Annotated in this window: 18 protein-coding genes and 3 pseudogenes; 11 read left to right on the top strand and 10 right to left on the bottom strand. The window is 73.0% G+C overall.

The window, feature by feature from the left end; all coding sequences use genetic code 11:
- The first annotated feature begins 121 nt into the window (after window positions 1–121).
- Window positions 122–3,499 (top strand): glycosyl hydrolase family 95 catalytic domain-containing protein, encoded by a 3,378-nt coding sequence (locus tag AC5L36_RS16210; protein ID WP_441216560.1) that lies wholly within the window; start codon window positions 122–124, stop codon window positions 3,497–3,499.
- Here AC5L36_RS16210 and AC5L36_RS16215 read toward each other — a convergent pair.
- From AC5L36_RS16215 to AC5L36_RS16225, 3 genes are read right to left on the bottom strand one after another with little or no spacing between them, the layout of a single operon-like run.
- On the bottom strand, window positions 3,496–4,191 hold the full coding sequence (locus AC5L36_RS16215; protein ID WP_441216562.1) for an SMI1/KNR4 family protein: 696 nt from the start codon (window positions 4,189–4,191) through the stop codon (window positions 3,496–3,498). The two genes, AC5L36_RS16210 and AC5L36_RS16215, sit on opposite strands and share 4 nt — an antisense overlap.
- A gap of 38 nt (window positions 4,192–4,229) precedes the next feature.
- Window positions 4,230–4,898 carry a response regulator gene (locus AC5L36_RS16220; protein WP_441216564.1) on the bottom strand — a complete coding sequence of 223 codons (669 nt, stop codon included), beginning with the start codon at window positions 4,896–4,898 and terminating at the stop codon, window positions 4,230–4,232.
- Complete coding sequence (locus AC5L36_RS16225) at window positions 4,895–6,025, bottom strand: sensor histidine kinase (RefSeq protein WP_441216566.1); 1,131 nt, start codon at window positions 6,023–6,025, stop codon at window positions 4,895–4,897. The genes AC5L36_RS16220 and AC5L36_RS16225 overlap by 4 nt, the downstream gene beginning before the upstream one ends.
- Before the next feature lie 182 nt (window positions 6,026–6,207).
- On the opposite strand from AC5L36_RS16225, the gene AC5L36_RS16230 reads away from it, so the two are divergent.
- The gene (locus tag AC5L36_RS16230) at window positions 6,208–6,831 is read left to right on the top strand and encodes a hypothetical protein (protein ID WP_441216568.1); all 624 of its coding nucleotides are present in this window, start codon (window positions 6,208–6,210) and stop codon (window positions 6,829–6,831) included.
- Between the two features lie 339 nt (window positions 6,832–7,170).
- Here AC5L36_RS16230 and AC5L36_RS16235 read toward each other — a convergent pair whose 3' ends face one another.
- The 3 genes from AC5L36_RS16235 to AC5L36_RS16245 all read right to left on the bottom strand — a co-directional run bounded on the left by AC5L36_RS16235 (window position 7,171) and on the right by AC5L36_RS16245 (window position 10,850).
- Window positions 7,171–8,793 (bottom strand): amidohydrolase, encoded by a 1,623-nt coding sequence (locus tag AC5L36_RS16235; protein WP_441216569.1) that lies wholly within the window; start codon window positions 8,791–8,793, stop codon window positions 7,171–7,173.
- 9 nt (window positions 8,794–8,802) lie between these two features.
- Entirely contained in the window at window positions 8,803–10,122 is a 1,320-nt protein-coding gene (locus tag AC5L36_RS16240; protein WP_441216571.1) for a ferredoxin reductase family protein, read from the bottom strand.
- 149 nt (window positions 10,123–10,271) lie between these two features.
- Complete coding sequence (locus AC5L36_RS16245) at window positions 10,272–10,850, bottom strand: TetR/AcrR family transcriptional regulator (protein WP_441216572.1); 579 nt, start codon at window positions 10,848–10,850, stop codon at window positions 10,272–10,274.
- An 81-nt stretch (window positions 10,851–10,931) separates the two neighbouring features.
- On the opposite strand from AC5L36_RS16245, the gene AC5L36_RS16250 reads away from it, so the two are divergent.
- The 3 genes and pseudogenes from AC5L36_RS16250 to AC5L36_RS16260 all read left to right on the top strand — a co-directional run bounded on the left by AC5L36_RS16250 (window position 10,932) and on the right by AC5L36_RS16260 (window position 13,885).
- Window positions 10,932–12,164, top strand: a complete 1,233-nt coding sequence (locus AC5L36_RS16250) for an NAD(P)/FAD-dependent oxidoreductase (protein WP_441216574.1) — start codon at window positions 10,932–10,934, stop codon at window positions 12,162–12,164.
- Window positions 12,165–12,421: 257 nt separating this feature from the next.
- A pseudogene (locus tag AC5L36_RS16255) lies at window positions 12,422–12,571 on the top strand (FAD-dependent monooxygenase); the annotation flags it as partial.
- A 174-nt stretch (window positions 12,572–12,745) separates the two neighbouring features.
- Window positions 12,746–13,885, top strand: coding sequence for a GMC oxidoreductase (locus AC5L36_RS16260; protein ID WP_441216848.1), 1,140 nt, complete (start codon window positions 12,746–12,748; stop codon window positions 13,883–13,885).
- A 120-nt stretch (window positions 13,886–14,005) separates the two neighbouring features.
- Here the strand turns inward: AC5L36_RS16260 and AC5L36_RS16265 are convergent, their stop codons facing one another.
- The gene (locus AC5L36_RS16265) at window positions 14,006–14,653 is read right to left on the bottom strand and encodes a TetR/AcrR family transcriptional regulator (RefSeq protein WP_441216576.1); all 648 of its coding nucleotides are present in this window, start codon (window positions 14,651–14,653) and stop codon (window positions 14,006–14,008) included.
- A 227-nt stretch (window positions 14,654–14,880) separates the two neighbouring features.
- Here AC5L36_RS16265 and AC5L36_RS16270 point away from each other — a divergent pair, with 227 nt between their 5' ends.
- Both AC5L36_RS16270 and AC5L36_RS16275 read left to right on the top strand, forming a co-directional pair.
- A complete protein-coding gene (locus tag AC5L36_RS16270) occupies window positions 14,881–15,510 on the top strand; it encodes a DsbA family oxidoreductase (protein ID WP_441216577.1) in 630 nt (209 codons plus the stop codon).
- A 342-nt stretch (window positions 15,511–15,852) separates the two neighbouring features.
- A complete protein-coding gene (locus AC5L36_RS16275; protein WP_441216579.1) occupies window positions 15,853–16,116 on the top strand; it encodes an amphi-Trp domain-containing protein in 264 nt (87 codons plus the stop codon).
- A 124-nt stretch (window positions 16,117–16,240) separates the two neighbouring features.
- On the opposite strand, the gene AC5L36_RS16280 is transcribed toward AC5L36_RS16275, so the two are convergent.
- Together AC5L36_RS16280 and AC5L36_RS16285 are read right to left on the bottom strand one after the other, a co-directional pair.
- Window positions 16,241–17,209, bottom strand: a complete 969-nt coding sequence (locus AC5L36_RS16280; protein WP_441216849.1) for a sigma-70 family RNA polymerase sigma factor — start codon at window positions 17,207–17,209, stop codon at window positions 16,241–16,243.
- A 51-nt stretch (window positions 17,210–17,260) separates the two neighbouring features.
- Window positions 17,261–17,893: pseudogene (locus AC5L36_RS16285) on the bottom strand (TetR/AcrR family transcriptional regulator); the annotation flags it as partial.
- Between AC5L36_RS16285 and AC5L36_RS16290 the strand changes: the two are divergent.
- Window positions 17,850–18,251: a nuclear transport factor 2 family protein gene (locus AC5L36_RS16290; protein ID WP_441216581.1), complete on the top strand. Its 402-nt coding sequence runs from the start codon at window positions 17,850–17,852 to the stop codon at window positions 18,249–18,251. The pseudogene AC5L36_RS16285 and the gene AC5L36_RS16290 sit on opposite strands and share 44 nt — an antisense overlap.
- 87 nt (window positions 18,252–18,338) lie before the next feature.
- Window positions 18,339–18,629 (top strand): hypothetical protein, encoded by a 291-nt coding sequence (locus tag AC5L36_RS16295; protein WP_441216583.1) that lies wholly within the window; start codon window positions 18,339–18,341, stop codon window positions 18,627–18,629.
- Window positions 18,630–18,791: 162 nt separating this feature from the next.
- On the opposite strand, the gene AC5L36_RS16300 is transcribed toward AC5L36_RS16295, so the two are convergent.
- Entirely contained in the window at window positions 18,792–19,556 is a 765-nt protein-coding gene (locus AC5L36_RS16300) for a hypothetical protein (RefSeq protein ID WP_441216585.1), read from the bottom strand.
- Window positions 19,557–19,682: 126 nt separating this feature from the next.
- Between AC5L36_RS16300 and AC5L36_RS16305 the strand changes: the two are divergent.
- Both AC5L36_RS16305 and AC5L36_RS16310 read left to right on the top strand, forming a co-directional pair.
- A pseudogene (locus AC5L36_RS16305) lies at window positions 19,683–20,147 on the top strand (SigE family RNA polymerase sigma factor); the annotation flags it as partial.
- A 178-nt stretch (window positions 20,148–20,325) separates the two neighbouring features.
- Window positions 20,326–21,222: a hypothetical protein gene (locus AC5L36_RS16310; RefSeq protein ID WP_441216586.1), complete on the top strand. Its 897-nt coding sequence runs from the start codon at window positions 20,326–20,328 to the stop codon at window positions 21,220–21,222.
- The last annotated feature ends 136 nt before the right edge of the window (window positions 21,223–21,358 follow it).

Raw genomic sequence — 21,358 nt, forward strand, 5'->3', positions numbered from 1 at the left:
CAGCCAGATGGCTGCATGTCAACCGCGGCACATACATCGGAGCTATATCGATCGAGCCTTGTTTCTTGTCGATATCGTCCGTAATCTTTCGGACGAAACATCGGATGGCAGGAGTTGACACATGCGCGTCCTCTCCCATCATCGCCTGCGGCGGCTGCTGGCCACCTGCGTCGCCGCCACCCTCGTAGCGGTCGCCCCGGCGTGGGGCCCCTCCCCCGCCGCCGGCACTGTGACCGGTCCCACCGCCACCGGAGACCCCATGACCCTCTGGTATGACGAGCCCGCCACCAACTGGGAGACCCAGGCACTGCCGATCGGCAACGGCGCGCTGGGCGGCATGGTCTTCGGCGGCGTGGCCACCGAGACCGTGCAGTTCAACGAGAAGACACTGTGGACCGGCGGACCCGGCTCGACGCAGGGATACAACTTCGGCAACTGGACCTCGCCCCGCCCCGGCGCCATCGAGCAGGTGCGGCGCGACCTCGACGCGCGCCTGCGGATCAGCCCGCCGGAGGTGGCCGACCGGCTCGGACAGCCCAAGAGCGGTTTCGGCTCGTACAACACGTTCGGCGACCTCACCCTCCGGCTGCCCACCGACCCGGGCACCGTGCGGGAGTACCGCCGCGAGCTGGACATCGCGCACGCCGTAGCCCGCGTGTCCTACGTGGACGGCGACGTGCGCTACACCCGGGAGTACTTCGCCAGCTACCCGGACGGCGTGCTCGTCGTGCGGGTGAGCGCGGACCGGCCGGGCAAGGTGGCCTTCACCGCCGGCGTCACCGCGCCCGGCAACCGGTCGAAGACCACCACCGCCGCGGGCGGGCGCATCACGTTCGCCGGCACGCTCGACGACAACAAGCTCACGTTCGAAAGCCAGATCCTGGTACGCAACGAGGGCGGCACGCGCGGCGACAACGCGGACGGCACCGTGACCGTCAGCGGCGCCGACGCGGCCGTCGTGATCCTGGGCGCGGGCACCGACTACGCCGACCGGTACCCGACCTACCGCGGCCCGGACCCGCACGCCGCGGTCACCGCCACCGTCGACGCGGCCGCCGTGAAGTCGTACGACGACCTGCTGGCCGCCCACCGCGCCGACCACGCGGCGCTCTTCGCCCGGGTCTCGCTCGACATCGGACAGTCGATGCCGGCGATACCGACCGACGAGCTGCTCAGGTCCTATGTGGGCGGCACGAGCCCGGCCGACCGGGCCCTGGAGGCGCTGTACTTCCAGTACGGCCGCTACCTGCTGATCGCCTCGTCCCGGGACGGCTCGCTGCCGGCCAACCTTCAGGGCGTGTGGAACAACTCGACGAACCCGCCGTGGGACGCCGACTACCACGTCAACATCAACCTACAGATGAACTACTGGCCCGCCGAGACCACCAACCTGTCGGAGACCACGGGACCGCTCTTCGACTACGTGGACGCGATGGTGCCGCCCGGCCGCCACACGGCGCGGTACATGTACGACAACCGGGGCTGGGTCGTCAACAACGAGACTAACCCGTGGGGCTTCACCGGCGTGCACAGCTACCCGCAGTCGTTCTGGTTTCCGGAAGCGGGCGCGTGGCTGGCGCTGCACTACTGGGAGCACTACCAGTTCACAAGGGACACCGCGTTCCTGCGGCAGCGGGCGTACCCGCTGATGCGCGAGCTGGTCGAGTTCTGGCTGGACGAGCTGGTGGTCGACCCGCGCGACGGCAGGCTCGTGGTGTCGCCGAGCTACTCGCCGGAGAACGGCGAGTTCACCGCGGGCGCCTCGATGTCGCAGCAGATCGTGTGGAGCCTGTTCACCAACCTGCTGGAGGCGGGCAAGGTGCTCGGCGGCGACGGACCGTTCCGCGCCACCGTCAAGACCACGCTGGCGCGGCTGGATCCGGGCACCCGGATCGGCTCCTGGGGCCAGCTCCAGGAGTGGAAGGGTGACTGGGACAGCCCTACCGACCAGCACCGGCACGTCTCGCACCTGTTCGCACTGCATCCCGGCGACCAGATCGCACCGCTCACCGACCCCGAGCTCACGGCGGCCGCCAAGGTCTCGCTGACCGCGCGCGGCGACGGCGGCACCGGCTGGAGCAAGGCCTGGAAAGTCAACTTCTGGTCCCGCCTGCTGGACGGCGACCACGCCCACAAGATGCTGACCGAGCAACTGCGGTTCAGCACGCTGCCCAACTTGTGGGACACGCACCCGCCGTTCCAGATCGACGGCAACTTCGGGGCGACCGCCGGTGTGGCGGAGATGCTGCTACAGAGCCACACCGGAGACGTGCACGTGCTGCCGGCCCTGCCGGGGGCCTGGCCGGACGGCTCGGTCGAGGGGCTGCGGGCCCGCGGCGACCTCACCGTCGACGCGCGGTGGGCCAGCGGCGCGGCCCAGGAGATCGCGGTGACCGCCGGCACTACCGGCGAGGTGACGCTGCGCAGCCCGCTGTTCGCCGGCCCGTACCGCCTCGTCGACACCACCACCGGCCGTACGGTGCGGCCGGAGGGCGCCGGCGAGCGGATCACGTTCACCGCGCGCGCGGGGCACCGGTACGTGGCCACCGCCGACGTGACCGTGGCCGTGTCGGCTCCGTCCACACTGGAGGTCGGTGGGTCGGCGCCGGTGACCGTGACGGTGGGCGCCGCGGCGAACGTCCCCGCGTCGAGCCTGCGCCTGGCCGCACCGGCGGGGTGGACCGTCCGCCCCGGCACCGTGCGGGTGCCGCGCCTCCAGGCCGGTGACTCGCAGGTGTACCGCTTCACCGTCGAGGCGACGTCCGACGCGGCTCCCGGCCGGGCGCGACTGAGCGCCAGGCTCACCGGTCCGGGCTGGCGGACGGCCGGGTTCGCCACGGTACGGCTGCCCGTGCCGCCACCCTGCCCGGTCCCCGACCCGGCGGCGGGTCCGCTCGTCGCGTGGGACCCGGCGAGCGGCGACACCATCGTGGACGCCTCGTTCTACGGCCGTGACGCCACCGTCCAGGGTGGAGCCGCCTACACGACCGGCGGCGCGCTGATACTCGACGGCGCCCGGTTCCTGCGCACCGCGCCGACGACGCTGGGATACCTGCCGAGCGCCACGTTCGCGGCGGAGGTGAAGGTGACGACCAGCGGTGGCTACCGCCGCCTTTTCGACTCCCAGCCGAGCGGCGACCCGGGCACCGACGGCGTCCTGATCGACCTGACGCCGTCCAACCAGGTGCGCTTCATCGGCGCCGGCCAGGGCGTCACGACGAACGCGGTCGTGCCGACCGGCCGGTACGTCGACGTGGTCGTCACCCTCGACGAGGGCGACCTGACCGTCTACCTGGACGGCCAGGTGGCCGCGACGGCCCAGGTGGGCCCGGCCGTCTTCGGGTGCAACCATCGGGAGCTGCGCTTCGCGGCCGACCAGGGCGGCGGGCAGCGCCTGACCGGCGAGGTGGACCGCATTGCCGTCTTCCCGTCGGCACTGTCCACAGCCGACGTGGGCCGGTGGCAGGCGCTCGCCTTCGGCGAGGGTGCGGGATCCTAGACGGACGGATCCAGTGGACGGTAGCGCGGGTTGTCGCCGAACTCCAGATAGGAGTAGTACGCGTTCGGCTTCGCCTGCCCCGCCAGCTCGCGGCGCAGCCAGCGCGCGTAGAACGTCGGGAAGTCGACCTCCAGGCAGTACAGGCCCGTGCCGCCGTCCACACTGTCCACCCACACGGTGCCGCGCCGCGGGCCGCGCACCACGAGGAAGAACCAGTCGCCGCACCCGTAGTCGACGAGGGGAAGCCGGCCGTCGACCCACGGCGACGCCACGTAGGTCTCACTGAGACGGTCGTAGTGTTCCTGGTACGAGGGGTCCGACTCGAGGCGGGCCACGTGCGCGTCCCAGTCGTCGGGCTGGCCGGTCAGCTCGCCGAAGTCGACGTCCGCCGACAGTGGACAGTCGCGGCCGAGGGCGGTGAGGCCGTCCTCCAGGCGTTCGAGCGCCTCGCCGAGCGGGACGACGCCCCAGTACGGACCGGCGCCACCGTCGCCGACGGCGGACACGAAGTGCCGGTACCCCTCGGGAAGCGGAGCCCCGATGGCGCGCTCCGCGCGGTCGAGGGTCGCGGTGTCGACCGGCTCGCGCAGCCGGTATCCGTGTGCCCGGCTGGCCAGCGACGGCGAGTCACCGGGCTCGCGGGCGGCGAGTGTCGCGAGCCCTTCGCGCACCCAGGCGATGTCCAACGTCACGGACGGAATAGTAGGCGGCCGGCGCACTTCCGGGAGGCCTAGTCGGGCAGCAGCCCGTGGTCGTGCGCGTACACGGCGGCCTGGGTCCGGTCGCGCAGACCGAGCCGGCCGAGGATGCGCGATATGTGGTTCTTGACTGTGCCCTCACTCAGGAAGAGCCGCCCGGCGATCTCCCGGTTGGTCGAGCCGGTGGCGACGAGGCGCAGGATGTCTATCTCGCGGGCGGTCAGCACCTCGTCGGGGCGGGGCGCGGGCGGCGGCGCGACCGGGCGGGCGCCACCGCGGGCGAGCGCGGCGGCCAGGCTGGCGGTCACCGACGAGTCGAGCTGCGCGACGCCGGCGTTGGCCAGCCGCACCGCTTGGGCGAGGTCGGCAGCGGGCAGGTCCTTGAGCAGGTAGCCGCTCGCGCCCGCGCGCAGCGCCTGCAACACGTACTCCTCGTCGTCGAACGTGGTCAGCATGATGACCCGCACCTCCGGCGCCCGCCGGTGCAGGATGGCGGTCGCCTCCACACCGTCCATCTCGGGCATGCGCACGTCCATCAGCACCACGTGCGGCGCCAGTTCGGCGGCCGCGTTGACGGCGGCCTTCCCGTCCGCCGCGGTGCCCACGACGGTGATGCCGGGCTGGATGCCGAGCAGCGACGCGATGCCCTCGCGCACGAGCTGCTGGTCGTCGACGACGAGCACCCGCACCGCGTCGCTCATGCCGCGCTCCAGGCCGGCGCCGGCGGGATCGTCACGGTGATGACCGTGCCGGCGCCCGGTCCACTGTCGACGCTCACCGCGCCGCCGACGAGCTCCACCCGCTCGCGCATGCCGAGCAGGCCGAACCCCTCGCCCGGCGTCGCGAACCCGCGCCCGTCGTCCGCGACGACGAGCCGCGCGCCCGCCTCGTCGAACGCCGCCGACACCGTCACCACGCTCGCCTTCGCGTGGCGGCGCGCGTTGGTCAGCCCTTCCTGGGCGGCGCGGTACAGCGCGGTGAGCGCCGCGGTGTCGTACCGGTCGGGCTCGCCGGTGACCGTGACGGTGACCGCCGGCTCACCCCCGTCGCCGGCGAGGCCGGTGAGCGCGTCCCGCAACGAGAACGGCGGCCGCTCCTCGCGCAGCGCGCGCACCGAACGGCGCACGTCGGCCAGCGCGTCCCGGGCCGACGCCCGCGCGTCGGCGATGGCCCGCTCGGCGAGCGCCGGGTCGCGGTCGGCGAACGCGGTGGCCTTCTCCAGCTGGATCGCGATCGCGGTGAGGTGATGGCCGAGGCTGTCGTGGATGTCGCGCGCCACCCTGTTGCGCTCCATGGCGGCGGACAGCTCCGCGACCCGGTCGAGCGTGCTCTCCAGCCGGCCACGGGCCTCGCGCTCGGCGCTGGCGACAGCCGCCATGCAGACGGCGAGCACCAGCCCGATCGTGAACATGAGGAGGTCGGAGACGTACTCGGCGTCCCGGTACCAGTCCGGTGTGGACAGGCTGAACCCGGTGACGATGAACGCGAGGCAGGCGGCGGCGAGCGCGACGCTGGTGGCCCGGCCGAAGGCGAAGTACGCGACGAACGGCACGAGCACGAACAGCGCCCGCGAGGTGCCCGACCCGTCGAGCGACGCGGCGGCCGCGAAGAGCCCGATCCGCGCGGCGAGCAGGACGCCGGGGTGGACCGGCGTGCGCCACTCGACCAGCTCGACGCCGAAGAGGAGGGCGAGCACGAGTACGAAGCCGGCGAGCCGGCCCGGATGGTCGAGGCCCTCACCGACCAGCGACCAGTAGACGCCGCCGGCGAGCACGGCGCCGTACACCACGGCCACCGCCCACGGGACGGGCCGCCGGGGACGGTCCATCCGGGCCTCCTTCCACGCCACCTGCAAGTGCAGGCTACGGCCCGGCGCCCGGATCCGGACCACCCGCGACCGCTTTCTGGCCGTTCCGCACGTGCCGTCCGACTGGCTGCTCGGCACTTACCCCGACCGGCCGCGCGCACCTACGGTCGCCGCAAACACGTATCCAGAAGGAAGGTGCCGCCATGTCCACAACCTGGTTGCTGCGCTTCGGGGCCGCCTGCGGCGTTGTCCTCGGGTTGTCCACAGCCGTGCCGGGCCTCGTCGAGGCGTTCACCGGCGAGACCGCGGCGACGAGCTTCGTCATCGGTGTCGGCGCGGCGTTCGGGGCGCCCGCCCTGACCGCCCTCTACCTGCGTCAACGCGTCGAGTCGGGCCACTTCGGCGCGATCGCGTACGCGGTGAACGTGATCGGTCTCGGCCTGTTCGCCGGAGTTGCCTTCGCCCTCAACTTGGTGCTGTTCTACGTCGACGAGGCGGTCGCCGACGAGGTGCTGGCCGGACCGACCCGCTTCGCGGTGCTCGGCAGCGCGCTGGTCTTCGTGGCCGGCACGATCCTGTTCAGCGTGTCGATGGTGCGCGCCCGGGTGCTTCCGACCGTGCCGGCGGCCGGGTACGGCGCCGCGTTCACGCTCCTGGCGCTGCTCGCCCCGCTGCCCGACTCGCCGCTGACCAGCGCGGTGCACGTGCTCGCCGGCGGATCGCTCATCTGGCTGTGCGTGGCGGTACGCGCCGCGACGGGCGGGCAGGCGGCCGGGCGCGGCGGCGCACAGCCGGAACGCACCGGGGCGGACGTGCGGACGCGGTAGCCGGCTGGTGACGCGGAGCGGTAACGGCCGGCTACGGCGGCGGACGCCGTAGCCGGCTAGTCACGCGGAGCGGTAACGGCCGGCCCGACGGCGGGCGGACGCCGTAGCCGGCTAGTCACGCGGAGCGGTAACGGCCGGCCCGACGGCGGGGGACGTCGTCCGCCGCGCGGTGGCGGCGCACGATCCCGGCCGACGTCGTCCACCCGGCGGTGGCGGCGCACGGCGCCGGCGGTGTGGTGCCGCGCGGCACCCGTAGACCGGCTCGGGAGCGGTGTGGCGGGCTCGTCAGCCCACCCACCGCGGCCGCTCCCGCTCCGCCTCGGCGACGCGCCGCGGTCCTCAATGGACCCGCCCGCCGCCGACGTAGGTGGCCACGACACGCGCCCTGTCGATCTCCTCCGGCGGCCCGGCGAACGGGTCGCGGTCGAGGACGGCGAGGTCCGCCGCGAGCCCCACCTCGAGCGCCCCGCACACGTGCTCGTGGTGGTTGACCCAGGCGCTGCCGGCCGTGTACGCGGTCAGCGCCGCCGACAGGTCCAGCGCCTGCTCGGCCAGGAAGGGTGCCGCCGACTCGCCCGGCGCCACCCGGGTCACCGCCACCTTCACGCCCCACAGCGGGTCGGGGCTGCTGACCGGCCAGTCGCTGCCCGCCGCGAGGTGCGCGCCGGCACGGTGGAGGTCGCCGAACGGGTACTGCCGGGCCGCAAGCCCTTCGCCGAGGAACGGGATCGTCAGCTCGTCCATCTGCGGCTCGTGGCAGGCCCACAGCGGCTGCATGTTGGCGGCCGCCCCAAGGTGGCCGAAGCGCGGCACATCCGCCGCCTGTACGACCTGGAGGTGGGCGAGGTGGTGCCGCCCGCCGCGCGGACCGTTGCGGTGGCGGGCGGCTTCGACCGCGTCGAGGGCCTCGCGCACGGCGCGGTCGCCGAGCGCGTGGAAATGCACCTGGAAGCCCTCCGCGTCGAGCCGGGTGACATACTCGCGCAGCGCCGCCGGGTCCACGAAGGACAGGCCGGCGTTGCCGGTGTCGTGACCGTGCCCGTCGCGGTAGGGCCGGGTCATCGCGGCGGTGAAGTTCTCCGCGACCCCGTCGAGCATGATCTTCACGGCCGGGGTCGCGAAGCGCCGCCCGGCGGCCGCAGCCGAGCGGCGCTCGCGCAGGTCGTCCAGCTGGTCGAGGCCGCGCTCGCGGTCCCACCAGAGCGCACCGGTCACCCGCGCCCGCAGCCGCCCGGTGGTGTCCGCGCGCAGGTAGGTGTCGAGCGGGTCGGGCTGGCCCAGGTAGGAGCCGACGATCGCGTCCTGCCAGCCGGTCACGCCGAGGGCGAAGAGGTGCCGCTGCGCGAGGTCGAACGCGGTGTCCAGGTCGTGGTCGGTGAGTGCCGGCAGCAGCCGGCCGACCAGCAGGGCAGCGCCCTCGTGCAGCATGCCGGTCGGCTCGCCGCCGGGGTCGCGCTCGATACGGCCGTCGGGCGGGTCGGGTGTGTGGCGGTCGATGCCGGCCAGGGCCAGCGCGCGGCTGTTGACCCAGGCGCCGTGGTAGTCGCGGTTGGGCAGGTAGACCGGGCGGTCCGGCACGGCCTCGTCCAGCGGCACTTTGCGCGGCGTGCCGCCCGGAAAGGCCTCCATCGACCAGCCACCGCCGCGTATCCACAGCTGGTCGGGGTGGGCGGCCGCGTAGGCGCGCACGCTCTCCACATACCCCGCCGCGTCGCTGTCCCGGTCGAGCGTGCAGCCGAGCAGCTGGATGCCCGCGTACACCGGGTGCACGTGGGCGTCGGTGAACCCGGGCAGGAGCAGTCCGCCGGCGAGGTCGACGACCGTGGTGCCCGGACCGGCGAGGTCGCGTACGTCCGGGCCGACGGCGACGATCCGCCCGCCGCGGACCGCGACCCCGCCGGGCCGGGAGCGACCGCCGGCGAAGACCGAGCCGCCCACGAAGACGAGGTCAGGCCTGGACACGACGCAACTTTAGGCCAGGCTGAACTTCTCGGCGTGCACCTGCCGCCGCGGGACGCCGAGCACGCGGAGGCTGTGGACGACCGCGTCCGTCATCGCCGGCGGGCCACAGACGAAGACGTCCCGCAGCACGATGTCCGGGATGGCGGCGGCGAGGTTGTCCGGGGCGAACGGCACGTTCGGCGGCGTACCGGCACCGGTGCGGCCGGTGAGTACGTAGAGGTGCGCGCCCCGGGCCTTGGCCAGGGCCTGGAGCTCGGGCAGCAGCACGGCTTCCGCCGCCGTGTGCACCCGGTACAGGACGGTCGTCGGGCCGCCCGGCTCCTCCAGCAGCGCCCGGATCGGCGTGATGCCCACCCCACCGGCGATGAGCAGCGACGCCGGGCGGGTCTGGTGGATGCTCGTGAACGCGCCGTACGGCCCCTCGACGAAGACCCGGCTGCCGACCGGCACGTGGCGCAGCCCGGCACTTCCCTTCCCGACTGCCTTCGCGGTCAGCCGCAGCGAGCGGCCATTGGGCGCCGCCGAGAGCGAGAACGGGTTGGCCCGCCACCAGCCGTGGTGGCCGGGAAACCGCCAGATGAAGAACTGCCCGGCCCGGGCCGGCAGCCGGTCGAGGTGGCGGCCGGTGACGTGGACGGAGACCACGTCGTCCGACTCGGGTATCACCGCCGCGACCCTGAACCTGTGGTGGAGGTTGCGCCACACCGGCAGGAGCAGGCGGCCGGCGAGCAAGGCGGCGATCACGAGCCCCCACACCGCCCACCAGTACGCCGTGGCCCACGTCGAGTCGAAGGTGGTTCCCTCCATCGCCTGGTGCACCAACCCGATGCCCAGCGCCACGTAGATCAGCAGGTGCAGGGCGTGCCAGGCCTCGTACGGCAGGCGGCGGCGCACGTATCGGATGGAAATTGAGGCGACCACCAGGATGATCGCGGCCGCCAACATGCCGAGCAGCGAAGCGGTCACACCGACCAGGCTGAGGAAGGTGTCCCACGGCGAGTCCGAGCCGAGGTCCGAGTAGCCGGCGACGATGAAGGTGAAGTGGAGAATGAGGGTCCAGAAGAGGCCGAACCCGATCCACCGGTGCCACACGGTGAGCCGGTCCATCCCGATGCGCCGGTCCAGCCACGGCAGGCGGGCCACCAGCACGAGCTGGAGCATCATGAGCGACGCGAGGTGCAGGCCGAAGAACTTGCCGGCGGTGAGCAGCGAGTTCTTGCCCTGGCCGTAGCGGACGAACAGGTACTCCACCACCGCGAGGTGAGCCGCGACGGCTGTCCACAGCGCCACCCGCGCCACCACGCCCACGGCCATGACAATCGCCCCCACATGATCGGCTTCCCGGCATTGTCAGTACGAGCGGGAGCGGCAGGTGAGGTCAGTCGGCTTTCCGACGCTTCGTGCTGAGCGGCGACTCAGCCGCCGGGCGCGGCGACTCAGCCCGCGGGCGCGGCGACTCAGCCCGCGGGCACGGCGACTCAGCCCGCAGGCGCGGCGAGCACGCTCATCACGTCTCGCAGGTAGGCGCGCCGGCCGTCCGCCGTGTCCGGCAGCACGCCCTCGGTGGAGTGTGCGAGCTGGGCGTGACCGAGGTACGCGCTGTAGGCGAGCAGGGCGCGCGACCGGGCCTCCGGCAGCGGGAAGCCGAGCCGGCTGAAGACCGTGACGATCAGCCCGATCCGCGCCCGGGTGACCCGGTCGATCGCCCGCGCCACCGCCGGCTGCCCGGCGGCGGCCAGCAACGCCGGACCCACACGGTCGCGCTCCGCGGCCTCGATCACCCGCACGATGAGGGCGCGGAGCTGGCCGGCCGGATCCTCGGTCGCGTTGGCGATCTCGTCGATCACGGCGGTGGTGGTCTGCTCCTCCCACCGCGCCAGCGCGGCCTCCAGCAGCGCCGCCCGGCTGGGGAAATGCCAGTAGAAGCTGCCCTTCGTGGTGCCGAGGCGGGCGGCGAGCGGCTCGACGGCCACCGCCGCCACCCCGCCGTCCGCGATCGCGACGAGCGCCGCCTCCACCCAGTCTTCCCGCGCCAGGCGGCGCTTCCCCTCGGCCATGCACATACGCTATCGTACGGCCAACCATACGGCATCGTATGGTGACTGTGGACGACAGGACGCCTGTGGACGGGGGCGCACATGACGTACGACGTGATCGTGGTCGGCGCGCGAGTGGCCGGCGCGGCCACCGCGCTCCTTCTCGCCCGCCAGGGCCTACGGGTCCTCGCGGTCGACCGCGCCGCCTTCCCCAGCGACACCCCCTCCTCGCACCAGGTCCAGCCGCCCGGCGTCGAGCGGCTGGCGCGGTGGGGCCTGCTCGACCGGCTCGGCGACGCGCCGCCCACCCGCCGGGTGCGTTTCGAGTCGTCCGGTGCGGTGCTCGACGGCACCTTCCCGGCGGGTGGCGCCATCCACAGCCCGCGCCGCACCGTGCTCGACCATGCGCTGGTCGAGGCGGCGCGGGCGGCCGGCGCCGAGGTGCGGGAGCGGTGGCGGGTGGCGGAGCTCGTCTGGGAGGACGGCCGGGTCGTCGGCGTCCGCGGAAGTTCACCCGGGGGTCAAGATACGGCCGCGCACGCGCGGCTGGTGGTCGGCGCGGACGGAAAGCGTTCGTTCGTCGCCCAGGCGGTGCGGGCCCGCGCGTACCGGCACCGCGCACCGCGCTCGTTCGCGAGCTACACGTACTGGGCCGGCGTGCCGATGACGACGGGCGAGCTGCACCAGCGCGAGGGCCTCGCCGCGGCCGCCTTCCCCACCAACGACGGGCTCACGATGGTGTACATGTCGGCGCCGCTCGCCGCCTTCGAGTCCTTCCGCGCCGACCCCGAGGGCGCCTACTTGGCGGCACTCGACCGGTGCGGCGACCTCGGCGCCCGGGTGCGGGCCGGCACCCGCGCCGAGCGGCTGCGCACGACGCCCGACCTGCCCAACCACGTCCGGCCGGCGCACGGTCCGGGCTGGTGCCTCGTCGGCGACGCGGGTGTGACCATGGACCCGGTCTCCGCGCAGGGCATAGCCAACGCCTTGCGCGACGCGGAGGGCCTGGCCGGCGCGATCACCGCCGGCCTCGGCGGCACGAGCCCGCTGCGCGCCGCGCTCGCCGCCCACCAGCGCGACCGCGACCGGGCGCTGCGCCCGATGTACGACTTCACGCTCCGGCTCGCGACCTACCACAGTGGACCAGCCGAGCGGCTCTTCCTGCGCACGCTGGCCGAGCTGCGGCGGCCGGCGGAGGTGGAGCGGCTCTTCGGGGCGTTCGCGGGGATGTCGCCGGTGGACGAGTTCTTCAACGCCCGCACCGCCCTGCGCCTCGCCGCCGCGCGCCTCACCGACAACGCCGCGAGGCGGTGGTCGTCGACCCCGGCCGGATAGGGGCTCACCCGCGGCCGCCACCGCACCAGCCAACGTACGACCGGGACCCACGGCCGAGGCTCACCGCCCCCGGTTTGGCGAATGACCGATGCGTAGGCGATTCGCACCGCCCTTCCGACGTCCACCGATATGTCGCCGTAAAGAAGACAATTAACTTCCATCAGCACTCCACAACAGGTGAACGATCGCCGACCTGTGCCCGAATACGGGATGCATTCTTCTCAATGTGTGGCTAGCTTCATTGCACCGTCGTGACGATGGAGGCCGCCGTGGCGAAGAGCGCACTTGTCGTCGGTTCCGGTCCGGTCGGCTGCACGTTCGCCCGGCTCCTGGTGAGCGCGGGGATGGACGTCACCATGATCGACGCCGGCGAGTCGAGATCGCCCGAGGTAGCTGGGCATCTACGAAATGCGGCGACCTATCAGCACAACCCGGACACATTTATCAACGTCATCAAGAGTAGTGCTACGCGGATATCGGTCCCGCCCGCCCGAAGATCCGAAAGCGATTCACACATCAACCCGGATCAGGATCCGGCGACCAATCTCGGCGCTTCCCGTGTCGCGCGGGCGATTGGCGGAATGGGCATTTTCTGGGCGTGTGCCACACCACGGGCACATCCGGTCGTCGAGCACATTCCGCTCGTCGGCGACGGCGAGCTCTCCCGGCTGTACGGCGTGGCGGAAACTCTCTTGCACACGACCGCCGACGCCTATGAAATGTCGACACAGGGCCGGATTGTCACGGAAAAGCTCGACGAGACCGGCTACGACGTACGTTGCCTCCCCCTGGCCGTCGAGCGGCTGAGCCTCGACCCTCCGCGGGTGCACTGGAGCGGGCCCGAGGTCATCCTCAAGGGCGGTGACCGCCACGGCCCGAGCGCGGCTGACGACCCCCGCTTCACGCTCCTGCCCGAGCACCTCTGCATCGGCCTCGTCCACAGTGGCGGGCGGGTCACCGGCGCGGTCGTACGCGACCTGACCACCGGCACAGAACGCACGCTCGTGGCCGACACGTACGTGGTGGCGGGCGGTTCGGTGCTCACTCCACAGCTGCTCTGGGCTTCCGGCATCCGGCCGGACGCACTCGGTCGCTACCTGTGCGAGCAGACGATGGCCACCTGCCAAGTGGCGCTCTCCGACGACCTCGCCCGGCGGCTCGACGACGGACCGGCCACAGTGGAGCCCAACCTCTGGATCCCGGTGGCGGAGGGACGGCCGTGGCACGCCCAGCTGCACCGCGGCATCTTCGGCTACGCGGCGGTACCGGCCGGCGTCGACCGGCGGACGGTCACCGACCTGGTGTGGTTCAGCACCTGCGACGTGCGGCGGGAAAACGCGGTGACCTTCTCCGCGCGGGTCACCGACCCCTACGGCCTGCCGCAGCCGACGTTCCACTTCGGACCGAGCGCGGCCGACCGGGCACGCGCCGACGACATGCTCACCGACATGACGAAGGCGGCGACAGCACTCGGCAAGTTCCTGCCGGGCGCCGAGCCCCGGTTCCTGGAAGCCGGCTTCGCCCTGCACATCACGGGGACGACCCGGATGGGCGCGGACAAGCGGGACAGCGTCATCGACCCGCATGGGAAGGTGTGGGGCCTCGACAACCTCTACCTCGGCGGCGGGGGCGTGATCCCGGCCGGTGTCGCCTGCAACACCACCCTCACGAGCATGGCCTTGGCCGTCCGCGCCGCGGAGGCCATCACCGCCGCCACGTGAGCCGGGATCTCGGCGAGCCCCGCCGGCCCGCGGACCGTGGCGCTGCCCGCGGGAGGCATCCCGAGGAGACGCTCCACGACTCATGCGGTCCCCAGGTGACGCGAAGGGGAAGGTGTGTCCCTAAATCGTCCCCACCTCGCCGAGGCGGAACATGACCTCTTCCATCTGGTCGCGGGTCAGCGGCTCGGCCTGTAGTGGGTGCGCCGCCTCGGCGCGGAGGCCGTCGAGGAGGAAGCCGACGCTGCGCCGCCACGCGTCCGGCGCGGCGCCCGTGGTGTGCCGCACGAGCATCGCGGTGGACCAGAAGACGAAGAGCATGTCCTCGCGGGTGAAGTCGGCGCGCAGCAGGCCTTCGCGCTGGGCCCGCTCGATGATGTAGCGCTCGCGCTCCTCGGTCACCCGGCAGATGACGGTGAGCTGCTCGGCGGCGTACCGACGGGAGATCACGTCGTTGAGCGCGGGGTCGCTGGCCTGGAGCTCGCATACGCCCATGACGTAGCCGGCGAAGCCGTCCCACGGGTCACGCGCGGCCTGTGCGCGCCTGGCGACCTCGCCGAGGCTCTGCGCGGCGAGCTCGGGCATGACCGCGTCGATCAGCGCCTCCCGGGTGCCGAACCGGTTGTACAGCGTGCCCGAGCTCACACCGGCCCGCTGGGCGATCTCCTCGAGGGGGGCGTGCAGCCCTTTCTCCCGGAAGACCATCACGGCGGCCACGCGGAGCTTCTCGATGTTGCGGCGCGCGTCGGCGCGCAGCGCACCCTTCGCCATGACCCTCCCCACCTAAGTTGACGGTGGCCCCAAGTTTAGTGCTACGGTTCCGACGTAAGTTGAGGCATTCGTCAAGATACCGGGGAGCGGCGTCGTGGATGACCCCGAGGTGGAGGCCCCAGAGGCACCCGAGGACGAGCAGGCGCCGGTCGCCCTCGTCATGGTAGAGGCGGACGGTTCCGACGTGTGTGCCGCCGACGGCACCTGCTGGTAACGAGGAGAAGCACGTGAAGATCGAGGTCTGGTCCGACGTCGTCTGCCCGTGGTGCTACATCGGCAAGCGCCGCCTGCGGCACGCGTTGGCCCGGTTCGACCACGCCGGCGAGGTCGAGGTCACCTGGCGCAGCTTCCAGCTCGACCCCACCCAGCGCCGCGGCGACAACCGGCTGACCACCGAGATGCTGTCCGGCAAGTACGGTGTGCCGGCCGCGGAGGCGTCCGCCATGCAGGAGCGGGTCACCGCGATCGCGGCCGAGGAGGGTCTCACCTACCACCTCGACAAGTCGCTCACCGCCAACACGTTCGACGCGCACCGGCTGACCCACTTCGCCGCGACGCGCGGCCTGGCGGACGACATCCACGAGCGGCTCTTCCAGGCCGCGCTGATGGAGGGTGAGGCGGTCGACGACACCGAGACCCTGGCGCGGATCGGCACCGACGTGGACCTTCCGGCCGACGAGGTGCGCAAGGTGCTCGACGGCGACGCCTACGCCGACGATGTCCGCGGCGACATCCGCGAGGCCCGGGCGCTCGGCGCGAACGGCGTGCCATTCTTCGTCTTCGACCGCACCTACGGCATCTCCGGCGCGCAGCCTATCGAGGTCTTCCTCGCCACGCTCGAGAAAGCCGCGGCCTAGCACCCGCCCGCACGGCCACGCGCCCGCGCCACACCCCGCGGCCCAGCGCACCCACGGCCTAGCACCGCCCGCACAGCCACGCGCCCGCGCCACACCCGCGGCCTAGCGCCCGCGCCACACCCGCGGCGCAGCGCCCGCGCCACGCTCGAAAGGCCGCGGCCCAGCGCCCACGGCCGAGCGCACCCGCCACCGTCGCGGCCCACCCCAACCGCCACATCCGCGGCCGAGCGCACCCGCCACGCTCGAGAAGGCCACGACCCAGCGCACCCGCCACGCCCACGGCTGGTTGAATGTCCCGCGCAGGCGCGCCCGCACGGGGGCGGCCCCGACATCGGAGGTCACGTGACCGACACGACGCGAGACGTCGAACGCATCTACTCCACGCCCGAGGTCGTCGCGAAGCTGCGGCGCCTGGCGGACGCGCTGGAGTCGGAGACGCCGTTCCGGATCCAGATCGCCGGGGAGCGGATCCGCGTTCCCGCCCGCGCCCAGTTCTCGATCGAGCACGAGCGGGGCGACGACGAGGAGGAGATCGAGTTCCAGCTCAAGTGGACCCTGGAAGAGGACGACGAGGACGAGGACGACGACGAGGAGTCGGACGTCTAGTGCGGTGACCACAAGCCTTCACGGGTGAGCGGGCGAAGGTCGCCGCTCACCCGGGCCGGCGAAGCCGGCCGACGTTGGCGCCGCACCGCGAGCCGGGCCCGCGGGCCCGGCTCGCTCGCGTAGTTCACGCCAGCACCGCCGGGCAGCCGAACACCGCCGCGAGCTCCGGCTCCCCGAACGCGGTGATCCGCGTGATCCGCCCGGCGGCCACCGTCAGCACGACCACGCCGTACGCCCGGAGCACGCCGTCGCCACCGTCCACATAGGCCACCATGGCCGGCTGGCCGTTGGCGCCCGTCGGCACCATCCGCCACCGCCCCGCGCCGAAGACGTGCCGGACCAGGAACGGCAGGCACGTCGCCAGCCCGGCGTACCAGGTGCGCTGCGGCGTCGCCTCCAGTACCAGGTCGTCGTGGAGGAGCCCGCGCAGCGCGTCGGGGTCGGCGTTCTCGATCGCCTCGATGTACCGGTCGAGCAGCGCCCGCCGCTCCGGCTCGCTCGGCTCCGTCACGTCCTCGGGGGCCGGCGCGACCTCGTCGAGCCGGCCGCGCGCCCGCTGGAGCGTGCTCTTCACCGCCGCGACCGTGGTGTCGAGGATGTCGGCGACCTCGGCAGCGGAGAACGCCAGCACGTCGCGCAGGATGAGCACCGCCCGCTGCCGCGCGGGCAGGTACTGCAAGCTCGCCACCACCGCCAGCCGCAGGCTCTCCCGCGACGCCACGATCTCCCCGGGGTCGACCAACGCGTCCGGCAACGGTTGCAGCCACGCCACCGACGCATCGGCCGCGAGTGGCGCCGCGGGGTCGTCCGCCGGCCCGCCGAGCCCGGACGGCAGCGCCCGCCGGTCGCGCCGCTCCAGCGCGGTGAGGCAGGTGTTGGTGGCGATGCGGTAGAGCCACGAGCGCAGCGACGACCGCCCCTCGAACCTGTCGTACGCCCGCCAGGCCCGCAGGTATGTCTCCTGCACCGCGTCCTCGGCGTCGGCGGCCGAGCCCAGCATGCGGTAGCAGTGCGCGAGCAGCTCGCGCCGCAGTGGCTCCGCCGCGGCGACGAACTCCCCCGGCGCCGCGGTTTCCGTGTCAGTCATGCCGATCCCTCCGACGGTATGACCCGGTCGGAGGGCCGAAGGAATCGCCAGGCCGCGGCGGGCGAGCGCCAGCAGGCGGCGGGCGTCCGCGGCGTCCGCGCCGGTCAGGGCCGCACCGGAGGCGAGAGCGAGGAGGTCGGCCGCCGACACGTCATCGGGTACGGCCGAGGCGGCCCGCGCCCGGTCGAGCAGTGCCGCCGCGGTGGCCCGCATCGACTCGTGCCAACGGTCGAAGTGCCGCGCGCGGCCGCCGGCCGGCACCGCGAGGGCCAGCGCTCGCTTGGTCGCCACGTGCGTGACGAAGTCGTCCAGCCACGCGAACAGCGCTTCCCCGGCTGAGTCGCCGGTCAGCAGGGCGGCGCCCCGGCGGCAGAGCGCGTCCACCTCGTCCGCGTACACGGCCGCGAGCACGTCGCCCCGCGTCGGAAAGTGCCGGTAGAGGGTGGCGTTGCCGACACCGGCGCGGCGGGCGACCTCGTCCATCGCGAACTCCGCCCCGGACTCCCCCACCACCTCGCGCGCGGCGGCCAGCAGCCGGCCGGCGTTTCGCGAGGCGTCCGCGCGCATTGGGGCTCCTTGCCAACCGGGGATGTCCCCGCTTACGGTACCAGGCAAGCGGGGATATCCCCGTTTAGGGAGGCGCGCCATGATCCTGAGCATCGCGGACCGCGAAGCCATCACCGACGTCATCAACCGGCACGGGCACCTGACCGACGACGGCGACTTCGACCGGATGCCGGAGGTGTTCACGCCCGACGTGGCGTACGACGTGACCGACCTCGGCGGGGGCGTGATCCGCGGCCTTGCCGCGCTGCGCGAGGCGGCCCTGGCGCTGGGCGCCGCCAACCCGGTCGCCCACCACGTCACCAACATCGTGCTCACCCCGGCCGGCGACGGCGAGGTGCGCGCTCTCTCGAAGGGCCTCGGCGTGCTGGCGGACGGCACCGCCGGCAGTGTGACCTACGAGGACACGCTCCTCCGCACCGGCGCCGGCTGGCGGATCAGCCACCGCGTGGTGCGCGCCCGCCGGGTGCCCCTGGGCCGGTGAAACGCCCGGCTGACACACCGGTGAAAGGTTGACGCAAGCCTCAGCTTCATAGGCTCCATCGCGATCCTTCGTCCAAGGGAGATTTCGATGTCCTGGAAGCGCGGGCTGGCCGTCGCCGGCGGCCTCGCCGTCGCCGCCACGCTCACCGCGGCCCCGGCGGCACAGGCGGCGGCGCCGACCGTGGCAGCCGCCGCACAATCCGGCACGCTCACCGCGGCCCCGGCGGCACAGGTCGCCGCCGGCTGGAGGTACGCCGGCGACTACCCCGACCGCAACGACTGCGAGGCGATGGGCCGGTACTGGATGGAGAACCGCGGCGCCCGCGCCTACTCCTGCACGCGGGTGGCCGGCCAACTCTGGGTCCCGATGGACAACTGACCGACGAGTCAGGACGGACGGCCGCCGCGACGAGCGCGCTCAGCCGATCGCCCCAGCCACACCACCCGGTCACGACAGGCGACCACCCAAGGGACACACCAGCCTCATCACCCCGGTCACGACGGGCAACCACCAACGAACACACCCAGGCACACCACCCGGTCAGGACGGGCGACCGGCGATGAGCGCGCTCAGCCGGTCGCCCAGCCGCGCGACCGGCTGGTGGAAGCGCCTCTCCCGCCGCTCGGCACGGGTCAGCTTCCGGGCCCACCGCTCACCCGTCCGGTGGTAGAACCACCGCGCCCACGGCGCCTTCGGCCGGGCCAGCCGGACCGCGCCGGCGTACAGCAGGACCGGGAAGAACAGCCCGATGAGACCGGTCCACAGCTTGCCCTTGAGAACGGTCACAGCGGCCAGGCCGAGGTTGAACGCCACGAGCGCGACGCCGGCCGCCCACCCGGCCACGCCGCCCCGTTCGTGGGCCTGGGTGAGGTCGGTGAGGTCCTTCGGTAGCACGCCGAGGACCAGCAGCCCGGTCACCGCGCAGGCGGCGAACACCGCGGTGACTGACTCCCGGCCTTCCTGCGACCAGTAGACGTCGCGCAGCCGCAGGATCAGCGCGAACTCGTCCAGCACGAGCGCCGCGCCGACCCCGAAGACCGCCGCGGCGGTGGCCCGCCAACCGGTCAGCTCCGGCGCGATCGCGAACCCGACGATGCCGCCGAGCAGCATCAGCCCGATGCCGAACACCGCGTGGTGGATGTGGAGGCCGCCGGGCGTGACGTTGCCCGGCCACCACTTCACGCCCGCTCTGATCATGCGGGTGGAGAAGCGGATGGCGACGAACCCGACCACCATCGCGGCGAAGAAGCAGAACAGCGGCAGCCGCCCGGTGTCCACAATGGTGCGCGCGAACCAGTGTCCCATGATGCCCCATATGTAACGCTATCAGCCTGGCGGCGCCACCGTTGGCGGAAACTTGAGGGCGGCCGCAGCATGGTGGGTGCGCCGTTCGTGTACATGGCAGTGCACGGCGAGAGGCGGGGGCACCGGATGCGGGACGCGGACAGTTTCGACGAGTTCTACCGCAGCACGTCGGCGCGCCTTATGCGGTACGGGTACGCCGTCGTCGGCGACCTGTCCGAGGCGCAGGACGTGGTGCAGGAGGCGTACACCCGGGCGTGGCAGCGGTGGCGGACGGTCGCCGAGCATCCACACCCGGAGGCCTGGGTGCGGCTGGTCGTCACCAGGCTGGCCACGGACCGGTGGCGGCGGCTGGCCCGCTGGCACACGGTCCTGCACCGCTCGGGGCCGCCGGAAAACGCACACCCGCCCAACGAGGACACCGTCGTGGTCGTCGCCGCGCTGCGCCGGCTGCCCGTGGCACAGCGGCAGGCGCTCGCTCTGCACTACCTGTTCGACCTGCCCGTCGCCGACATCGCCCAGGAGACCGGCGTGCCGGTCGGCACCGTGACGTCCTGGCTGTCCCGTGGCCGGGCCGGCCTGGCCCAGCTGCTCACGGACCCCTCCCCACCGGGCCGGACCCCGGCCACCACGCTCGTCAGACCACCGGAGGCACGACCCGGAGGGACACCGGCGACACACCCCGGACGGACAGCGGAGACACGGCCCGGAGGGGCAGCGAGGCAAGCCGCGACGAGGCCCGCCGCGAGCGGCGCGTGGGAGGGGAACGACGATGAGTGAGCTCGACCAGGCGTACCGCGCGCTGGCGCACGAGGCCGACACCGTGCCGCTGGCCGCGCCCGGCGCGCTGCGGGCCCGCGCCGACCGCCGCACCCGCCTCCGGGTTACCGCCGTCGCGGTCGTCGCCGCGGTCGCGGTGGGCAGCGCCATCTTCGGCACCCAGTGGATCGTCCGCGCCGACGGCACGGCGCCGCCGCCCGTGCCCCCGGGCGCGACGCAGTCCCCCACACCGCCGCCACCGACCTCCGCGCCGCCGACGTCCGCGCCACCGACCACGCCGCCTACCACCCCGCCGACGACGGCCCGGCCGACCACGCCGCCCGCGCGCAACACCCCGAAGAGCATCCCGAACAGCGCGTTCCTCCAGGTGGCCGACCTCAGCCGCGGGGAGCTGAACGGGGACACCGGGACCGACAACATCATGCCCACGCTGTGCGACGCCAGGTTCGCCAGCGACCGCTCGATCGACCTGCGGCGCAGCCGCCGGCTCACCTACTACAACGCGGGCACCCCCGTGGGCAACACGCCGGACGGCACCTTGACGCAGACCATCACCGTGTACGAGCCGGGTGGCGCGAGCCGCTTCGTCGACGAGGTACGCGACGCCGTCGCCGACTGCCCGTCGGAGGGCGACGACCGCTACCGCGTCGTCTCCGCCCCGAAGCGCGGGGACGAGTCCCTGATGTTCGAAAAGCGCTATCCCACCCTCGACGCGGAGGGCAACAAGACCGGCGGCGAGGACGTGCGGCTCGTCTCGGTGGTACGGGTCGGCGACATCGTGACGATCATCTACGAGACCGGCTGGGAGGACGGCTGGTCCGCCGAGCAGTCCGTCATGAACACCTTCACCACCAAGGCGACCAACCGCATCCGCTCCTGGTTGGACTAGGGCCTGTGACAAATCTTTGCCGGGCTGCGCCGGGCCCAGACGGCGACCCGCGGCGTCGGGCGAAAGGCCGCATACAACACCGGTGTGCGACCTCGCGCCCGCCACCACCGGACGCCGCCTGGACTCCGGCTCGCCT

It is taken from the genome of Phytohabitans sp. LZ39 (assembly GCF_059359075.1).